This is a genomic window from Pseudomonas sp. XP1, from assembly GCF_053557675.1.
In genome coordinates this window covers 94,795-112,734 of the sequence record NZ_JBNRIJ010000015.1, presented here as the reverse complement: position 1 = coordinate 112,734, position 17,940 = coordinate 94,795, and the positions used below count along the sequence as shown (strand labels likewise).

At 61.8% G+C, this 17,940-nt stretch carries 15 protein-coding genes and 1 pseudogene; 11 read left to right on the top strand and 5 right to left on the bottom strand.

All coding sequences use genetic code 11. The features are described from left to right. Positions 1 to 129 precede the first annotated feature (129 nt). Together ACK1U9_RS15335 and ACK1U9_RS15330 are read right to left on the bottom strand one after the other, a co-directional pair. A complete protein-coding gene (locus ACK1U9_RS15335; RefSeq protein WP_080958495.1) occupies positions 130 to 846 on the bottom strand; it encodes an IclR family transcriptional regulator in 717 nt (238 codons plus the stop codon). 248 nt (positions 847 to 1,094) lie between these two features. Further along, entirely contained in the window at positions 1,095 to 2,411 is a 1,317-nt protein-coding gene (locus tag ACK1U9_RS15330) for an OprD family porin (RefSeq protein ID WP_108481857.1), read from the bottom strand. Between the two features lie 233 nt (positions 2,412 to 2,644). Between ACK1U9_RS15330 and ACK1U9_RS15325 the strand changes: the two genes are divergently transcribed. Together ACK1U9_RS15325 and ACK1U9_RS15320 are read left to right on the top strand one after the other, a co-directional pair. Continuing rightward, the gene (locus tag ACK1U9_RS15325) at positions 2,645 to 3,565 is read left to right on the top strand and encodes an SMP-30/gluconolactonase/LRE family protein (RefSeq protein WP_013971797.1); all 921 of its coding nucleotides are present in this window, start codon (positions 2,645 to 2,647) and stop codon (positions 3,563 to 3,565) included. Positions 3,566 to 3,613: 48 nt separating this feature from the next. Beyond that, the gene (locus ACK1U9_RS15320; RefSeq protein ID WP_046615878.1) at positions 3,614 to 4,948 is read left to right on the top strand and encodes an MFS transporter; all 1,335 of its coding nucleotides are present in this window, start codon (positions 3,614 to 3,616) and stop codon (positions 4,946 to 4,948) included. Positions 4,949 to 4,952: 4 nt separating this feature from the next. On the opposite strand, the gene ACK1U9_RS15315 is transcribed toward ACK1U9_RS15320, so the two are convergent. Both ACK1U9_RS15315 and ACK1U9_RS15310 read right to left on the bottom strand, forming a co-directional pair. Then, entirely contained in the window at positions 4,953 to 6,179 is a 1,227-nt protein-coding gene (locus tag ACK1U9_RS15315) for an MFS transporter (RefSeq protein WP_230385100.1), read from the bottom strand. 87 nt (positions 6,180 to 6,266) lie between these two features. Then, on the bottom strand, positions 6,267 to 6,944 hold the full coding sequence (locus tag ACK1U9_RS15310) for an RraA family protein (protein ID WP_013971794.1): 678 nt from the start codon (positions 6,942 to 6,944) through the stop codon (positions 6,267 to 6,269). A 236-nt stretch (positions 6,945 to 7,180) separates the two neighbouring features. Between ACK1U9_RS15310 and ACK1U9_RS15305 the strand changes: the two genes are divergently transcribed. The 4 genes and pseudogenes from ACK1U9_RS15305 to ACK1U9_RS15290 all read left to right on the top strand — a co-directional run. Beyond that, positions 7,181 to 8,158, top strand: coding sequence for a hydroxyacid dehydrogenase (locus tag ACK1U9_RS15305; RefSeq protein ID WP_046615876.1), 978 nt, complete (start codon positions 7,181 to 7,183; stop codon positions 8,156 to 8,158). Between the two features lie 78 nt (positions 8,159 to 8,236). Next, positions 8,237 to 9,565 carry an MFS transporter gene (locus ACK1U9_RS15300; protein WP_085601661.1) on the top strand — a complete coding sequence of 443 codons (1,329 nt, stop codon included), beginning with the start codon at positions 8,237 to 8,239 and terminating at the stop codon, positions 9,563 to 9,565. Between the two features lie 88 nt (positions 9,566 to 9,653). Further along, positions 9,654 to 10,571 (top strand): amidohydrolase family protein, encoded by a 918-nt coding sequence (locus ACK1U9_RS15295; RefSeq protein WP_046615874.1) that lies wholly within the window; start codon positions 9,654 to 9,656, stop codon positions 10,569 to 10,571. Positions 10,572 to 10,601: 30 nt separating this feature from the next. Next, a pseudogene (locus tag ACK1U9_RS15290) lies at positions 10,602 to 10,781 on the top strand (chitin deacetylase); the annotation flags it as partial. 33 nt (positions 10,782 to 10,814) lie between these two features. On the opposite strand, the gene ACK1U9_RS15285 reads toward ACK1U9_RS15290, so the two are convergent. Next, positions 10,815 to 11,852 carry a sterol desaturase family protein gene (locus ACK1U9_RS15285; protein WP_135002573.1) on the bottom strand — a complete coding sequence of 346 codons (1,038 nt, stop codon included), beginning with the start codon at positions 11,850 to 11,852 and terminating at the stop codon, positions 10,815 to 10,817. Between the two features lie 210 nt (positions 11,853 to 12,062). On the opposite strand from ACK1U9_RS15285, the gene ACK1U9_RS15280 reads away from it, so the two are divergent. The 5 genes from ACK1U9_RS15280 to ACK1U9_RS15260 all read left to right on the top strand — a co-directional run. After that, positions 12,063 to 12,494 carry a GFA family protein gene (locus ACK1U9_RS15280; protein ID WP_135002574.1) on the top strand — a complete coding sequence of 144 codons (432 nt, stop codon included), beginning with the start codon at positions 12,063 to 12,065 and terminating at the stop codon, positions 12,492 to 12,494. A gap of 79 nt (positions 12,495 to 12,573) precedes the next feature. Beyond that, positions 12,574 to 13,443 carry an AraC family transcriptional regulator gene (locus ACK1U9_RS15275; protein WP_153671679.1) on the top strand — a complete coding sequence of 290 codons (870 nt, stop codon included), beginning with the start codon at positions 12,574 to 12,576 and terminating at the stop codon, positions 13,441 to 13,443. A gap of 203 nt (positions 13,444 to 13,646) precedes the next feature. After that, the gene (gene dusA / locus ACK1U9_RS15270; protein ID WP_153671678.1) at positions 13,647 to 14,657 is read left to right on the top strand and encodes a tRNA dihydrouridine(20/20a) synthase DusA; all 1,011 of its coding nucleotides are present in this window, start codon (positions 13,647 to 13,649) and stop codon (positions 14,655 to 14,657) included. Between the two features lie 347 nt (positions 14,658 to 15,004). Beyond that, positions 15,005 to 15,931, top strand: coding sequence for a transaldolase (gene tal / locus ACK1U9_RS15265; RefSeq protein ID WP_046615870.1), 927 nt, complete (start codon positions 15,005 to 15,007; stop codon positions 15,929 to 15,931). 205 nt (positions 15,932 to 16,136) lie between these two features. After that, positions 16,137 to 17,940: alkaline phosphatase D family protein (locus ACK1U9_RS15260; protein WP_449109989.1), on the top strand; the 1,804-nt coding region annotated here is incomplete at its 3' end.

Sequence of the window (17,940 nt, the reverse complement as noted above, 5' to 3'; positions counted from 1 at the left end):
CACAAGGCTGCTCCTACAAGTGCCTGCGCGCGGCTTCAAAGCTGCACGGCTTTGTCAATCAGTGCCTGGCCGCCTCGATCAGCCAGGCTGCTCGACAAAGACGCCGCAAGCCGGGCCCATGAGGCGCGCTTACTGGACCGACTCGGCCTCCAATGACGCAGGCTTGAAGCCCAGGCTTCGCATCAGATCACGTGCCGCCTCGAAGAACATGAGCTTGAGGCTTTCAGCATATTCCTCCGTCAAACGGCTTGCTGGTCCTGAAATGACAAGAGCTCCCATCAGTTCCTGCTGCGCTCCGTAGATGGGCAGCGCCATTGAAGCGGCATGCGGGTCGGTGGCTCCCTTCGAGTAGTAGGGTTTCTGCAATGCAATACCGATGTGATACGGCGCGCGCAACGCCTGAGCCCCCGCCGCTTCATCCATCGGCCGCATGTCGCCGGGTTGAAGATTGAGGCGAAGCCGATGGGAAGAGTTAACACGGTACTGGCACATCCGATATGCACCGTGGCGCACATAGAAGGAGGCGGTCTCACCCGACTTTTCAGCCAAATCGTGCAAACGTGGCATCACATGCCTTTCGAGGTCCAGTGCCTCTTGATAGACCGTGTTCAAGCGCATGACTTCACTGGCTAGCTGATAACGCCCGTCAGCCATGCGCGTGATGAAGCCATGGTTTTCCAGGGACACCATCAAGCGCATGATCGTGCTTTTGATGAGGCCGGTACGTTCAACCAGCTGAACCAGGCTCAGCGCAGAGTCGCCTATCTGAAACGCGGTCAGCACGGTCAAAACACGGTCTGCCGATGCCACACCATTTACCGCTGGACGCGGCCGCGCTTTCACCATTTGCAAAACCTCACAGGATCGAAGCCCTCGATTGTACGCAAGGGCGGAAAAACCTCATTATCCGACAACGGTCGGCCACCGCCAACGTAGCATGCGCTGCGCGTGCAAAGTAAAAAAAGCCAGCAGGGCAATATATCTGCGCCTGCTGGCTAGAGGTTGATCGCTGTCGTATGGGGCAAATATCGGCAGACCTGGCAATCAGCGAACCTTACAGCCGATGCGGCCCCTTTCGCTGCGCTGGCCGATGCTCAGAACAGCGGCAGGGTGTAGTTGATGATCAGGCGGTTCTGGTCACCATTGCGTGCTGCCTCGCTGTGCGATTTGCCGTTGCGCCAGGCCACACCAAGCCCTTTGAACGTGCCGCCCTGGATCACATAGTCCAGCGAGAAGTCTCGCTCCCACTCCGACTGTTCGGCGCCAGCGGCTGCCTGGATGTGGTCGCCTTTCAAATAGATCACCGAAGCCTTCAGCCCAGGTATGCCGTTGGCAGTAAAGTCATAGCCGTACTGGGCAAACCCGGTACGCTCGCCAGCGCGCGTGAAGCTGAGCAGCATCTTGTCCGTCCACAGATACAGGCTGCTGCCACCAGCCCCCTTGTCGATCGACCCCTGGTTGATCTGCACGAAGTTGCTATCGTCGGAAACACGCTGATAACCCAGGGTCAGCGAGTGGCCCCGCAAACGATAGGTGAACGCCGCACTCCACAGGTCGTTGTCGATTTCCCCGTCGCTACCTTTGGTGTATCCACCAACGGTATAGCCCTGGCTACGCCCTGAGCTACTGCCGTTGGCACCGTCCGCCCGGGTGCGGAAATAGCGCAGGTCAGTGGTCAACGAGCTGTCATCGGTCAACGCCAGGGTGTGATTGAGGCCGGTGAACTGCTGCAGATAGTAGTCTTCGAGTTGCCCGGCGTAATACTGCAGCAGCAGCGTTTTGGTGGCGCGGTAGTCGGCACCGACAAAGTTGAAACGGTCACTCTCCTGAGTACCGCCGTTTACGGCCATGCCGGTAAGGTCGGTCGAAGCCCGGCCCCTGGCGCGGTTCAACGCCCCGCCGATGAGCATGAGGTTATCGATGTCACCGGACTGCAATTGCACGCCCTGGAAGGTTTGCGGCAGCAACCGGCCATCAGAGGCCACCAGTATCGGCAACCTGGGCATCAGCTGCCCCACGCGCAGCTCGGTCTGGCTCAGCTTCATCTTGGCGGTGGCACCGGCGCTGCTCCAGCGGTCAGCTGCGCCATCGCCATCGGAAGGAATCATGCTACCGCCCTGATGCCGCCCTCTGCCGCTGTCCAGCGTAAGGCCCAGCATGGCCGTGGCGTCCACGCCGAAACCAACCACACCGTCGGTATAACCGGAGCGCAGGTCGAGCAGAAAGCCTTGCGCCCACTCCTCGGTTCTGGAGGGCTGCGCCGTGCCGTCGCGGTTATCGCTGTTGAAGTAGAAATTGCGCATCGACAAGTTCGCGTGGCTGTCACCGATCAGGTCGGCCTGAGCAGACAAGCCTATGACGCTGCCGCCTGCTGCCAAGGCAATGCGGCAGATGGAAGGTAGGGATTTCAAGCAAGAGACTCCAAAGGATCGTTGTTATTATTTTGAAACGGCGTTTCTTTATATGGAGGCAGATTATCGTAGCCTCGTCAACAGCCAGCGCTACACAACCCTTAAAATCAGAAATCTCCGCAAAAACAGCTTCACCCTTCGTCCGATTTTGTTTTATTTTGCAACGCCATTGCATTAAATACATCAAAACAACAATCGGACGCCCAGGCGTCCCCGGCCCTACAGGAGCGCCCATGAGCTTCTTTGCTGCCCCGCCGACCGTGGAGACCACGGTATTCACCCGCCTGCCCGACCGCTTCCGCGACCCGCGCCCGACTGCCTGGGCCAATGCCAACCGCCAGGGCCGCGCCATCGACTCGTTCCTCGAAGGCCCATCATTCGATCGTCAAGGCCGGCTTTACGTGACCGACATTCCCAACGGGCGAATTTTCCGCATCTCGCCGCAGGGCGAATGGGAACTGGTGTGTCAGTACGATGGCTGGCCGAACGGCCTGAAGATTCACCAGGACGGACGCATCTTCATTACCGACTACAAGCGCGGGATCATGCTGCTCGACCCAGATACCGGTGCTATCGAAGCACTGCTGGACTCAGCTGGTTCGGAAGGCTTCAAAGGCGTCAACGACCTGGTGTTCGCACCCAACGGTGACCTGTATTTCACAGACCAAGGCCAGACCGGGCTGCAGGATGCCAGCGGTCGCGTGTACAAGCTCGACGCCAGCGGCAACCTGACCTGCCTGCTTGGCACCATCCCCAGCCCCAATGGCATCGTCTACGACCCGCACCTCAATCATCTGCTGGTAGCAGTGACACGCGCGCAACAGATCTGGCGCATCCCGCTGGGCAACGGCTCGATCATCGGCAAGGTGGGCGTTTTCGCCCAGTTGCACGGCGGCCTGGGCGGGCCCGACGGCCTGGCCCTCGATGCGCAGAGCAACCTGTACATCGCCCATACCGGTTTCGGCTCGGTATGGAAGCTGTCGAAAGTCGCTGAGCCATTGCAGCGCATCGTCTCCTGCGCAGGCATCAGCAACACCAACCTGGCCTTCGGCGGCAATGACGGGCAGACCCTGTACATCACCGAATCCGAAACCGGCAGCATTCTGCAGGTGCGCACCACTGCGCCTGGGCTGCCAATGTATTCCCACAGCTGAACCAGGCCCCCCTGTCAGGGCACACAACAACTACAAAAGAGTGACGACATGACCCACGAAACCCCCGCTGCCCAGGCGCCGCTCAGCGACGCCGAGGGCGAACGCCTGATGCGCCGCGTGCTGTGGCGCCTGGTGCCGTTCATCTTCATCTGCTACGTGATCAGCTACCTCGACCGCACCAATGTCGGCTTCGCCGCCATCAGCATGAACCAGGACCTGGGCCTTACCGCGACGATGTTCGGCTGGGCAGCCGGCCTGTTCTTCTTCGGCTACTTCATGTTCGAGATCCCCAGCAACCTGCTGATGCAGCGCTTCGGCGCACGGGTGTGGATTGCGCGAATCATGATCACCTGGGGGCTGATCTCCATGGCCACCGCCTTCGCCACCGGGCCTATCAGTTTCAGCATTGCGCGCTTTTTGCTGGGGCTTGCCGAAGCGGGCTTCACGCCCGGCGTATACCTGTACTTCACCTACTGGTTCCCCGGCAAATGGCGGGCGAAAGCCACTGCCGCCTTCCTGCTGGGCATTCCTGCGGCCAACATCATCGGCTCGCCCCTGTCCGGCTGGCTGATGGAACAGCACGGCGTCTTGGGCCTGAAGAACTGGCAACTGCTGCTGGTCACCGAGTCGATGCCGGCCGTGCTGCTTGGCATCGCTTGCCTCTTCGTGCTGGTCGATACCCCGGCCAAGGCAAAATGGCTCAACCCGCGAGAGAAAGCCTGGCTTGACCAGCGCCTGTCCCAAGAACAACAGGCCATCGGTGCGTCTCATGGCAATACGCTGCGCGCAGCCTTGACCAACCCCAAGGTGTTCACCCTGGCGGCCATCAACTTTTGCTGCATCGTCGGCTCGATTGGCATAGGCATGTGGCTGCCACAGATCATCAAAGGCCTGGGCATCGATAGCGGCGTGGTCGGCCTGGTGGTCGCCCTGCCCTACCTGCTCGGGGCACTGGCGATGACGATGTGGGCACGGCTGGCCAACCGTAGCCGTCACCGCCTGCCCTATGTGGTCAGCGCATTGGCCTTGGCCGCCGTGGCCCTGGTGGCCGCCGCCCTGCTTGACCAGCCGGTGTTGAAGATCGCCAGCCTGTGCGTGGCGGTGGCGAGCATCCTGTCATTCCAGGCCACGTTCTGGGCGATACCTTCGACCTTCCTGACTGGTCGTGCCGCCGCTGGCGGCCTGGCGATGATCGTCTCGATCGGCAACCTGGGCGGCTTCACAGGCCCGTTCCTGATCGGCCTGATCAAGGACGCCACTCATAGCTTCAGCATGCCGTTCTTTGCCGTTGCATCGATCCTGCTGGTCGGCACCTGCCTGATGCTTTGGCTGGGCGACCCCGCCAAGCAGCAGACGCCTCACGGCCAAGGCCAGACAATCTGACCGCTCAGCTGCGACGACGCATGCCGTATTGACCCAACAGCCCGATCACCAGGCACCCTCCGGCGACCCCCAAGGTCGCCGGCGCTCCCCAGCGGGCCGCGATCAGCCCCGCCGCCATGCCGCCCAAAGCTTCGAAGCCGAAGCGCATGGCAATATAGAAAGCGATCACCCGGCCACGCAAATGGCTGGGTGCGCCACTTTGCAGCTGCATGTTGGTACTGACATTGCTCAGGGTGATGCCGAAACCCAGAACGCCCAGCGCCAGCAGCGCCAGTGGCAGCGCACCCGCCATCCACAAACCGATCAGCGCAACCGCGCATAGCAGCGCTCCAGCATCGGTGAACTGGCGCAGGCGAGGCAATGCACCGCCAACCGCCAGCACCAGCGTGGCCACGAACGCGCCCGCGCCTGCCGCCCCCCACAACCATCCAAGCACTCGCGCATCGCCAGCGAACACGGCCCTGGCCAGGATCGGCAGCAGTGCCGCGTAGCAGGATGCCAACAAGTTGACCATGATCACGTTGACCAGCAACTGGCGAACGTTGCGCGTTTGCCACAGATACAACAACCCTTCGCGAAACACTTGCGCGGTTGAGCCACTGGCCTTTGGGCCGGCAGTACCGCGCACTTTCAGCAAGCCACCCAGCAAGGCCATGAAAGCCACGGCAGTAAGGGCGAAGCAGGCCGCCTCGCCGGCCAGGGCAATGAGCCCACCGGCCAATGGCGGGCCGACGAACCGTGCGGCATTGATCAACATGGCATTGAGCACCAGCGCGTTCGGCAGGTCGGCCGGGTCGTCGACAAAACTGCCGATCAGCGCTTGGCGCAGAGGGGTTTCCAAGGCATTGAGCAAGCCAAGCAGCAATGCCATGGCAGCAATGAACGGACCATCGATCCAGTTGCGCCAGGTTGCAAGCGCCAGCACGAGCGACTGCGCGATCAGGATAAGCTGCACGATGATCAGCAACCGGCGCTTGTCATGCCGATCGATCCACGCTCCTGCCAACGGGCCGATGAGCAATTGCGGCGCGAGCGAAAGGAAGGTGATCAGCCCCAGCAGTACGGCAGAACCGGTCAGATGATAGGCTAGCCAGGCCAATGCAACCTGCTGAACCCACTTGCCCAGAGTGGAAACACCCTGGCCGGCGAAATAGATCTGAAAGTTGCGATGAGCGAGCGCCCGCACAGCGGCGGGCCAACGTTTGCGATGCGGTGACGATGAATCGGACAAGTCTGCGAATCCTCAATAGAACCCGCGACCGACACCGACCCAACAGCCGCTGCACACCCCATCGCAAGGTGCGCAGCGCATGCTGGATCAGCCTGGCAGCAGGCAGCCTTTCTTCTTCAAGGACTCCAGGACCCAGGAACGGTCGTTGGTGCCTTGGGCAATGTGTTCCATCTGTGCGGTTTCGGCAGTGTGCTTGGCGGTGGCGCGAGCATAGACCTCGGCGACGTGGTCGTAAGGCACGCACAGCAGGCCATCGTCATCACCGATCACCAGGTCGCCTGGCTCGATCACCATACCATCAATGGCAATCGGCACGTTGATCTCGCCCGGGCCGTCCTTGTATGGGCCACGGTGCGAAACGCCAGCAGCGAACAACGGGAAGTCACCCGCACCGATGTTGGCTGCATCGCGAATGGCGCCGTTGATGACGATACCGGCCAAGCCACGCTTGACCGCGTAAGCCACCATCATTTCACCGATCAGGGCGTTGGTCAGATCGCCACCGGCATCGACCACGATCACATCGCCCGGCTGAGCGATATCGATCGCGTAATGCAGCATGAGGTTGTCACCTGGGCGCGCCTTGACTGTCAAGGCCGGGCCACACAGCACACCTTCGCGATGCATGGGGCGCAGGCGGGCACCACCTGCAGTCATCCGGTTCATCGAATCGCTGACGTTGGCAACCGGAACCTCACGATAACGTGCAACCCACTCATCACCGACTTTACGTGCGCGCTCAAGCACTTGGAAGCCAATGCTCATGTGACATACCTCTCTTGGTGTTATTCGATGTCATCGGCCGCTGCCGAATCTGTTTTTTAGAATGTCATTTCATTAAAGTCGTGGCAATTGGTTTTTGTCGGCTTTTTTTGCCAGGCATCGGCGACCACATGAATTTTCTTGCAACAGCGTTTCATTATGATAGGGTTTACCCCATTGCCGCACATGAGCGGCAGACTGCGCCCGAACCGCTCCCAGACAAGAACAAGGTATCCCCGATGTCCCGTACCATTCTGCTGACCGGCCCTGAGCTTGCTGCCGAGGCCATGAACCTTGCCGCCGAACAGGGCGTCAGAATCGTCCCCACTACGCCCTACCTGCCCGCCGAAGAACTGGAAGCGATCATTCGCGCTGAACAGCCCGATGCCATCGTGGTCCGCCAGGGCAAACTGACCCGCGCCATGATCGACGCTTCAGCCAACCTGAAAGTGATCGCCAAGCACGGCGTGGGCTACAACACCATCGATCTGCAGGCCGCCGCCGACCGCAGCATCCCGGTATCGATCGCCCTGGGCGCCAATGCCCAATCGGTGGCCGAGCTGGCCTTCGCGTTGATGTTCAGCGTGGCACGTCAAACCGCGCTGCTGGATGCGCGCATGCGTGACGGGCATTGGGACAAATCCTCGGCCAACGGCATGGAGCTGTCGGGCAAAACCCTGGGGCTTATCGGTCTGGGCTCGATCGGCAGCATCCTCATGGACCTGGTGGCGCCACTGCGCATGAAGGTCAAGGTGTTCGACCCCTACCTCAAGCAACTGCCGGAGCGCCCGCACGTCGAGCGCGAAGAGGATTTCGATCGCCTGCTGGCTGAAAGCGATATCATCAGCCTGCACTGCCCGCTGACCGAGACCAACCACAACCTGATTGGCGCTGCCCAGTTCGAGCGCATGCGCCCTGGCGCCATCCTGATCAACACTGCCCGTGGTGAGCTGATCGACACCAACGCCCTGGTAAAAGCGCTCAGCGAACGCCGCATCGCCGGTGCCGGCCTGGATACCTTCAGCCCCGAGCCGCCGCCTGCCGACAGCCCGCTGTGGGGCCTGCCGACACTGGTCGCCACGCCGCATGTCGGTGCCAACACCACCGAGGCCCGCGAACGGGTAGGCCTGGTAGCGCTGAAGCAGGTTCTCGATGTATGGGCGGGCAATGCTCTGGATCCGCGTTGCGTGGTCAACCGCCACCTCTTCGCCAGCTGATCGCACCCCTCGCGTGCCTCTCGTGAGCGGGGCACGTTCACACGCGTCACTCCAGAAAAAAAACAATTGGAGAGCACCATGACTTCAGCAACATCGCTGCCGGATGAACTCGAACGCAGCACCATGCGCCGCATCGCCTGGCGACTGCTGCCCTTTCTGATCGTCTGCTACCTGATCGCGATCATCGATCGCGGCAACATCGGCATGGCTTCCCTGCAGATGAACGAGGACCTGCAGCTCACGGCCAAGGTGTTCGGCTTCGCCAGCAGCCTGTTCTTCTTTGCCTACTTCCTGGTCGAAGTGCCCAGCAACCTGGCCATGCAACGCTACGGGGCACGCATCTGGATAGCCCGCATCATGATCACCTGGGGCCTGATCTCGGCAGGCACGGCGTTCGTTCAGGGTGCCAATTCACTGTACGTGATGCGCTTTCTGCTGGGTGCTGCCGAGGCCGGTTTCTTCCCGGGCGTGCTGCTGTACCTCACCTACTGGCTGCCGTCTGCCTACCGCGCGCGCATGGTGGCGCTGTTCATGGTGGCGATCCCTGCCGCCAACTTCATCGGTTCGCCACTGTCGGGCCTGCTGCTGAACCTGGATGGCTGGATGGGCATGCGTGGCTGGCACTGGCTGTTCATTCTCGAAGGCATTCCTGCCGTACTGCTGGGCATCGCCTGCCTGTTCGTGCTTACCGACCGCCCCGAGCAGGCCAAGTGGCTGAATGACGAGCAGCGCGGCTGGCTCACCAAGCGCCTGGCTGATGAAGCCTCGAAAAAGACCGCCATCGGCCATATTTCGCTGTGGAAGCTGCTGCGCCACAAAGACATCTGGGTGCTGGCCCTGATCTACTCGGGCGCTTCAGCTGCAGGCAGCACCATGAGCGTGTGGGCCCCGCAACTGCTGAAGACATTCGGCCTGAGCTCGATGGAAATCGGCCTGGTGAATGCCATCCCTTACGGTGTTGCCTCTGTGCTGATGATCATCTGGGGTCGCAGCTCCGACCGCAGCGGCGAGCGTCGCTGGCACACGGCGATGACCATGCTGCTGATCGCGGCGGGCCTGTTGATGACCTTGTTCACCTCGTCCCTGCCGGCAACGGTGATGATGCTGACCATGGTCCTGGTGGGCGCCTACTCGATGAAAGGGCCGTTCTGGGCGCTGGTGTCGGGTTGGCTGTCTTCCTCGACTGCTGCTGCGGGGCTGGCAGCCGTGGGCGCCATGGCCAACCTGATTGGCGGAGGCATCATGGTCAATGCCTACGGCGCCATTCACGATGCCACCGGCAGCTACTCCCTGGCGCTGATGCCGTTGGCCGCGCTGTGCACCGTGGCCGGGGTCGCGGTACTGGTGATCGGCCGCAAGCGCCAGCGCGAGCAAGCTGAGGCAGCCAGCGCCCTCAGCGCGAAATAAGCCGCAAAAGCCGTACTTCGATGCCCACTTTCCTGCCTCAGGAACGTGGGCATCGTCATTTCACAACAACAAGAAACGAGGAATATCCATGACATTGTCTCGTCGTCAATTCTTGCAGGCCACCGGTGCACTGGGTGCTGTCGCCTCCATGGGCGCCATGGCCGACGTGCCCTTCAGCAAGGGCGATGCGCACCCGCGCCTGACGCCGCCCGCAGGCAGCATCGACTGCCACATGCACCTCTACGACAGCCGTATCCCGGCCGCACCCGGCGCTACCCTGCTGCCGGCGGATGCCTCGCTGGAGGATTATCGCAAACTGCAGCAGCGCCTGGGCATCCGCCGCATGGTCATCGTCACGCCATCGACCTACGGCACCGATAACCGGGTGATGCTCGATGGCTTGTTGCGCAGCCGAGGCGATGCCCGGGGTGTGGCGGTTGTGTCCAATGGGATTACCGACGCAGAACTTGCCGAACTGCACCAGGCAGGAGTGCGTGGTATCCGCTTCAACCTGAGCGTCGGCAGCCAGGCGCTCGATGGGCTGGAAAGCCTGGCCGCGCGGGTCGGCGAACTGGGCTGGAACGTACAGGTCGCTACCGGGCCGCTGCTGCCCGAGGTTGCCCCGCGCTTGCTGGCCTTGCCAGGCAAGATCGTTATCGACCACATGGGCCATGTACCACAGCCAGAAGCGCTGAAGTCGCCAGCTTTCGCCGCACTGGTGCGGCTGCTGGACACCGACCGGGCATGGATCAAGCTGTCGGCACCTTATCTTCGCTCGAAAATCGGAGCACCGCTGTTCGAGGACGTCGGCCGAGTCGCCACTGCACTGGTCAGCCATCGCCCTGATCGCATGCTATGGGGTAGCGACTGGCCGCACCCGACGCTTGCCGCCGAGCAGAAACCCGACGATGCGCAGGTCCTTGACCTGCTGATGCGCTGGGCACCAAAGGAGCAAACCCAGGCCCTGATCTTGCGCGACAACCCCACCCAGCTCTACGACTTCTGATCACCTGCCAAACCGAAAAGTCGGCCGCATCGGAAGGGCGCGCACCACCCGAAGATGATGAGCGTGGGCCTGCATGGGCGGATCAGTGGCCATCCTGGTCGTGCGATGGCGCTGGCGCGCTTTCTCGATTACGTGCAGGGCCACGACGGGGTGTGGGTCTGCCGGCGCGAAGAGATTGCCAGGCACTGGATAGCCCAGTTCCCCGCCTGAGCGGTCAGTCGTTCGCAACAAACACGGGATCAGCTAACGACCCGCCCTGCCGGACGCGCCGAGCACAGCCTTGCGCTGGCACTTCACCAGGACCTTGCGGCCGGTTTCGACAAAGGGCGTGACGATCAGGCTATAGACCGTCAGGTAACGCTGGTGGTCCTGCTCGCTGGTGCCGAAGCGGATGTTTTCGGGCGTTGGTGTAGTGACATAGAGCGTGCCGAACATCCAGTCCCAGAGGGACAGGTTGGTGCCGAAGTTACGGTTGAAATGGCGCGGGGCGTCGCTGTGATGGATCTGGTGCTGGGCCGGGCTGTTGAACACATGTTCCAGTTGCGGGCCGAAAGACAGCCAGACATGGCTGTGCCGCAGGTTGGCCGCCAGGCTGTTGAAGATGAATACCAGGTAGGTCACGCCGAACAGGGTGTAGCGGCTGACTTCACCGCCGCAGAGGTACCAGAAGCATCCGGCGTAGAGGCCGATGCAAATGCCGGTGCTCAGTTTCTCGACGATCTTTTCCACGAAATGCACCCGGCTCGCCGTCGCCGGTACCAGCACGGGCGCCGAATGGTGGACCTTGTGAAAGGCCCAGAGCCAGCGGGAGTGAAAGGCCCGGTGCGCCCAGTAATGGATGAAGTCCTTGAGCAGGAACACCCCCAACCCGTAGAGCAAGGACAGTGCGAGGTTTTCGCCCAGGCGCGGGCGCGCGCCCCAGAGGTTGTTGAAAAAGGCCAGGTAATCGCCGGAGCGCAGGATGTAGGGGTCGACCAGTTGGACGACGGGCAGCACCAGCGCAATCTTGAGGATGGCCCGCACGAAGTAGTAGCGGTAGTCCAGCAGCGCCGAGGGATGCAGATGTACCCGGGCGCCGCCGATGAATTGCCAGAACGACTGGGCGTCGCTCAGGCCGCGCCGCTTCCTGAAACGGAACAGGCCGTAGGCTGCGCCATAGGAGATGCAAAGAAACAAGACCCCGAAACGGCCGTTCATATTGAAAATGCCGAGAAACTGCTCGGTAACGGGCGTGATCACCCAATCGGTCAGGTGCTCAGAGAAAAGCGGCAGGGCATCCACGAAACGTCAGCCTCGGCAAAAAACGGGGGGTGCAATTGTAAATCAGTTTTATTTACTCAAGCGGTTTTATGCAAGCGCCCCGTACCCTCGACCGACACAGGCAGTACCACCTTGCAGACAAGGTCCGAGGGGTGAACTACCCGCTGCCCCCAGTCGACTGATCATGCGAGGGCAGTTACGCTGGCGCTTTCCACCTGCACGGAAGCGCCAGTGATCGAAACATACGAAGGAAGCTGCTTGTGCGCAGCGGTCAGTTACCTGCTACTGACCCCTCCCAAGGCAGTCAGTCATTGCCATTGCAGCCAGTGCCGCAAAAGCCACGGGGCAGCCTTCGCCTCCTATGGCAGCGTTCCACGCAGCAGGCTGCGAATCCTCCGCGGCACCTGCAGCATCAAAGCCTTTGCCTCTTCGCCGACGGTAGTGCGCGAGTTTTGCGCCGAGTGCGGCTCGACTTTGTTCTGGTCACGTTCCCAAGGCGACTTTGCCGACTGGGTTTCGATAGCACTGGGCACACTTGATACCCCGTTCCTGCCCAAGAAGCAGAAACACGTTCATGTCGATTTTGCTGCCCCCTGGTACTGCCCTCACCTGCACACATTGGCAACGCCAAGCCATCCACAGCACGATCAAGACAATCCTTGATAGAGCAATCACGGCTAGGCACCTCCATGTCTGAACAACGGATGCTAGCGCTCACCGCACCTTCCGGAGATTCCGTTCGTTGACTGACTCACAGCACAACCCAACCTACGCAAAACGGTTCGAAGCCGTGCTTGCCTATATCGACAGCCACCTCGAAGGGGACCTGTCGGTAAATGCCCTGAGCCGCATCGCCAATTTCTCGGCCTTTCACTTTCATCGGCAATTCACGGCATACATCGGCATTCCGGTATCACGGTATGTGCAACTGATGAGGCTGCGACGCGCGGCGCATCAACTGGTCGCCTCGCCGGCCATCTCCGTACTGGAAGCAGCTTTCGGCGCCGGCTTCGAAAGCCCCGAAGCCTTTTCCAGGGCTTTCAAGCGTGCGTTTGGCATGGCGCCGAGCGTATTCGCCAAGGCCCCGAACTGGCAGGCCTGGAGTGCGGTTTTCGTTGTTCCTCACCTTTCAAGGAGTATCACCATGCAGATCCGCATCGTGGATTTCGCCGAAACCCATGTGGCCGCGCTCGAACACCAAGGGGCGCCCGGCCTGGTCAGTGAAAGCGTTGCGCGTTTTCGCCAATGGCGCATTCAGAGCAGCCAGTCACCGGTGGCCAGCAGCCGAACCTTCGGCATCCCCTACGACAACCCGGACACCACCCCGGCGCACGCCTTTCGCTTCGCCGTGTGTGGCGAGATAGACGAAGCTGTGCAGCCCAATGATTTCGGCGTGCACGAACGCGTCATCCCAGCGGGCCGCTGCGCCGTGATCCGGCATACCGGGTCGCCTGACTACATTGGCGAAACCATTTATCCGCTTTATCGGGACTGGTTGCCTTCGAGCAATGAGGAACTGCGGGATCATCCGCTGTTCTTTCACTATTTGAGCGTGTATCCGGAAACGCCGCTGGAGCACTGGCAAACGGATATCTACGTGCCGCTCAAGTAGGTTGGCTGGTGGCTAATCTGGGTAGAAGGCTGCTGGGCTGCGCATGGATCGAGTCCAGACGGATAGCCAGCTCTCTTGGTAAACTAGCCGCCTGCCCTGGCAATCACCGATCTCCTGCCGCCGACTTTTGCTACGTCGAGCTTCTCGGTTTGCTGCAAACACCCTCGAAACTGCTGAATTTGGTACAAGACACGTTGAACGATATGACCACAAACACAGGCTCTAACCCAGCAACCACGCGCTCTGAGCCTTCCCGTCGCTTCAGCGTTGCGCCTATGATGGACTGGACAGACCGCCATTGCCGGTTCTTCCTGCGCCTGCTTTCCAAAAACACCTTGCTCTACACCGAAATGGTCACCACCGGTGCCCTGCTGCACAACGACGCCCACCGTTTCCTGCGCCACGACGCCTCCGAGCACCCGCTGGCCCTGCAACTGGGCGGCAGTGTGCCGGCCGACCTGGCCGCCTGCGCCCGCCTGGCCGAGGAGGCTGGCTACGACGAGGTCAACCTCAACGTCGGCTGCCCGAGTGACCGGGTGCAGAACAACATGATCGGTGCCTGCCTGATGGCCCACCCGACGCTGGTGGCCGACTGCGTGAAAGCCATGCGCGATGCGGTGTCGACCCCGGTGACGGTCAAGCACCGCATCGGCATCAATGGCCGCGACAGCTACGCCGAGCTGTGCGACTTCGTCGGCCAGGTGCGCGAGGCAGGCTGCCGGAGCTTTACCGTGCACGCGCGCATCGCGATCCTGGAAGGGCTCTCGCCGAAAGAGAACCGTGAGATTCCGCCGCTGCGCTATGACGTGGCAGCGCAGTTGAAGGCGGACTTCCCGGACCTGGAGATCGTGCTCAACGGGGGGATCAAGACCCTGGCCGAGTGCCAGGCACACCTTGAAACCTTCGATGGGGTGATGCTGGGACGTGAGGCGTACCACAACCCTTACCTGCTGGCCGAGGTGGACCAGCAGTTGTTCGGCAGCGAGGCAGCGGTGGTCAGCCGCAGCGAGGCGCTGGCGCAGTTGCGGCCTTATATTGTCGCGCACATGGAAAGTGGTGGCGCGATGCATCACGTTACCCGGCATATTCTGGGGCTGGCGCAAGGGTTCAAAGGCGCGCGGCGCTTCCGCCAGCTGCTGTCGGCGGATATTCACAAGGCGGCAGAGCCGTTGGCGGTGTTCGACCAGGCGGTGGAATTGTTGCAGGGGCGGTGATTCAGCAGGCGGGCGTACTCGCCGGCAAGCCAGCCCTCCCGCAGCATGCTGCCGGGGTTCAGACATATGCAGATTCTGTGGGAGCGGGTTTACCCGCGAAGAAGGCAACGCGGTGCATGGCACCGGCTTCGCCGGTGTTCGCGGGTAAACCCACTCCCACCGGGATCGCGCAAACTTCCGGACTTTGTGTAAGCCGGTTGTATCCACAGTGGCCCTTGCAATCAGATGCGGAACCTCGGGGCCGCTTGCGACTCGAAGCTTCACCTTTCGCACCGCGCTTCGCGGGCCCTTGAGTGGCCGTCGGGGCTCGGGTAATGTCGAGTCATTGCACAGGACAGAGCACGCCCATGACCTCCAAGCTGGAACAACTCAAGCAGTTCACCACCGTGGTCGCCGACACCGGGGATCTGGACGCCATCACCCGCCTGAAACCGGTCGATGCCACCACCAACCCGTCGCTGCTGCTCAAGGCTGCGGCCATCCCGGGTTACGCCGAGCTGCTCAAGCAGGTAAAGGCCGATGCCAAGGGTAATGTCGACCTGGCCTGCGACAAGTTCGCGGTGGCCGTGGGTTCGGGCATTCTCAAGGTCATCCCGGGGCGTATCTCCACCGAGGTGGATGCCCGCCTGTCGTTCGACGAACCCGCCCTGCTGGCCAAGGCGCGCAAGCTGATCGAGCTGTACGAAGCCGCCGGTGTTGGCCGCGAACGCGTGCTGATCAAGCTGGCCTCCACCTGGGAAGGCATCCGCGCCGCCGAGAAGCTGGAGAAGGAAGGCATCCAGACCAACCTCACCCTGCTGTTCTCCTTCGCCCAGGCCCAGGCTTGCGCCGATGCGGGGGTGTTCCTGATTTCGCCGTTCGTTGGCCGTATCTACGACTGGTACAAGAAGAGCACCGGCAAGGAATACGTGGGCGCTGAAGACCCGGGCGTGCAGTCGGTCACTCGCATCTACAACTACTACAAGGCCAACGGCTACAACACTGTGGTGATGGGTGCCAGCTTCCGCAATATCGGCCAGATCGAACAGCTGGCCGGCTGCGACCGCCTGACCATCAGCCCAGAGCTGCTGCAGCAGCTCAGCGATGATCAGGGCGACCTGCCGCAAGTGCTGAAGCCGGGCAATGCCGGCGAGCCCAAGCAACAACTGAACGAAAGCCAGTTCCGCTGGGCCATGAACGAAGATGCCATGGGTACCGAGAAGCTGGCCGAAGGCATTCGCCAGTTCGCGCGCGACCAGGAGAAGCTGGAGAAGTTGATGGCTGAAAAGGCCTGACACATTTCGAGATTGCCTGACGGGCGGGAAGTGTTCAGCATTTTCCGCCCGTTTTGTTTACCTGGCCTTAGATTTGTATTGAATTCCAGAGCCTCTTCGCGGGTAAACCCGCTCCCACAGGAACCCCCACAGGCCAGAAGTTGGCGCTGTACCTGTGGGAGCGGGTTTACCCGCGAATAGGCCCGAGAAGCCACCTGAGCTGTCGATGACCACCTCTACCTCATTGCCCCTTGTACTCGCTGGCCCAGTACTGCGCCGCCTGGAGCCCCAGCGCCTGGCCATCTGGCTGGTCGCCACGCAACCACTGCAACCCGAATTCATCTTTCCGGCAAGCGAGGCCCGGGTCGATTGCCAGGTAGTCACGGTGGGCCAGCACGCCTTCATCCACCTGCTGGACATCTACTTCACCCACCCCCTGCCCTGCAACCAGCTGCTCGACTATGACCTGCTCATCAACGGCCAGGGCATCGCCGGCTGGGCGCCGCACCTTCTCTACTCCGGCGCCCAGCGCCCAAGCCTGGTGCTGCGCGATCGGCTCGACCACCTGCTGCACGGTTCCTGCCGCAAGCCGCACTTTCCGGCCGCCGATGGCCTGCTCTGCGCCGACCGCCTGCTGCAGGCCTGCGAAAGCCCCGCGGACCGCCCCGCCGTGCTGCTAATGACCGGCGACCAGGTCTATGCCGACGACGTCGCCGGCCCGATGCTGCGCGCCATCCACAGCCTGATTGCGCGCCTGGGCCTGTTCGACGAGCAACTGGAGGGCGCGGTGGTGCCCGACAGCCAGGCGCTCTACCAGCACCCGGCCTGCTATTACCACCGCGCCGACCTGCTGCCGGCGCAGGAACGCAACGAAACCCTGCGCGAGCGCTTTTTCGGCGGCAAGCGCAAGCCGATCTTCTCGTCCAGCAACGCCGACAACCACCTGGTGACCTTCGCCGAGGTCATGGCCATGTACCTGCTGGTGTGGTCACCAGTGCCCTGGCAGCTGGTGAACCTGGACATGCCCGATGGGCTTACCGCCCCGCGCCAGGCCCGTTACCTCCAGGAACTGCCGCTGATCCAGGCGTTTGCCGACAACCTTGGCCAGGTAGCGCGAGTGATGGCCCACCTGCCGTGCCTGATGATCTTCGACGACCACGACATCACCGACGACTGGAACCTCTCGGCGCTGTGGGAAGAAACCGCCTACGGCCACCCCTTCTCGCGGCGGATCATCGGCAATGCCCTGCTCGGCTACCTGCTGTGCCAGGCCTGGGGTAACGACCCGCAGGGCTGCAAGCCCCTGGTCGAGCAATGCCAGGCGTTGAACAACCAGACCCAGGATGAGCTGATCGGCGCGCTGCTGCGCTTCCAGGGCTGGCAGTTCAGCCTGCCCACCAACCCACCCTTGCTGGTGCTGGACACCCGCACCCGCCGCTGGCGCAGCGAAAGCAGCCTGGCAAAGCCGTCCGGCCTGCTGGACTGGGAGGCGCTGAGCGAGCTGCAGCAAGCATTGCTGGACCACCCGTCGGCGATCATCGTGTCGCCTGCGCCGATTTTTGGCGTGAAGTTGATCGAGACAGTGCAGAAGCTGTTCAGCTGGCTGGGTTACCCTTTGCTGGTGGATGCCGAAAACTGGATGGCTCATCGCGGTGCAGCACAGGTCATCCTCAACATCTTCCGCCACTCGCGCACGCCGGGGCACTACGTGGTGCTGTCCGGCGACGTGCATTACTCGTTCGTCTATGAAGTGCTGATTCGCCACCGCCAGCGCAGCCCGCACTTGTGGCAGGTGACCAGCAGCGGGATCAAGAACGAATTCCCGCGGCGCCTGCTGGATGTGCTCGACCGGCTCAACCGCTGGCTGTATGCACCGCGCTCGCCGCTCAACTGGTTTACCAAGCGGCGGGAAATGGAGGTAGTGCCGCGTACGCCCAGCCATAGCAAGGCTGGCGAACGGTTGTGGAATGGCGCGGGGTTGGGGCAGGTGTTCTTCGATGAACAGGGGCGGCCCGCGCGGGTGTATCAGC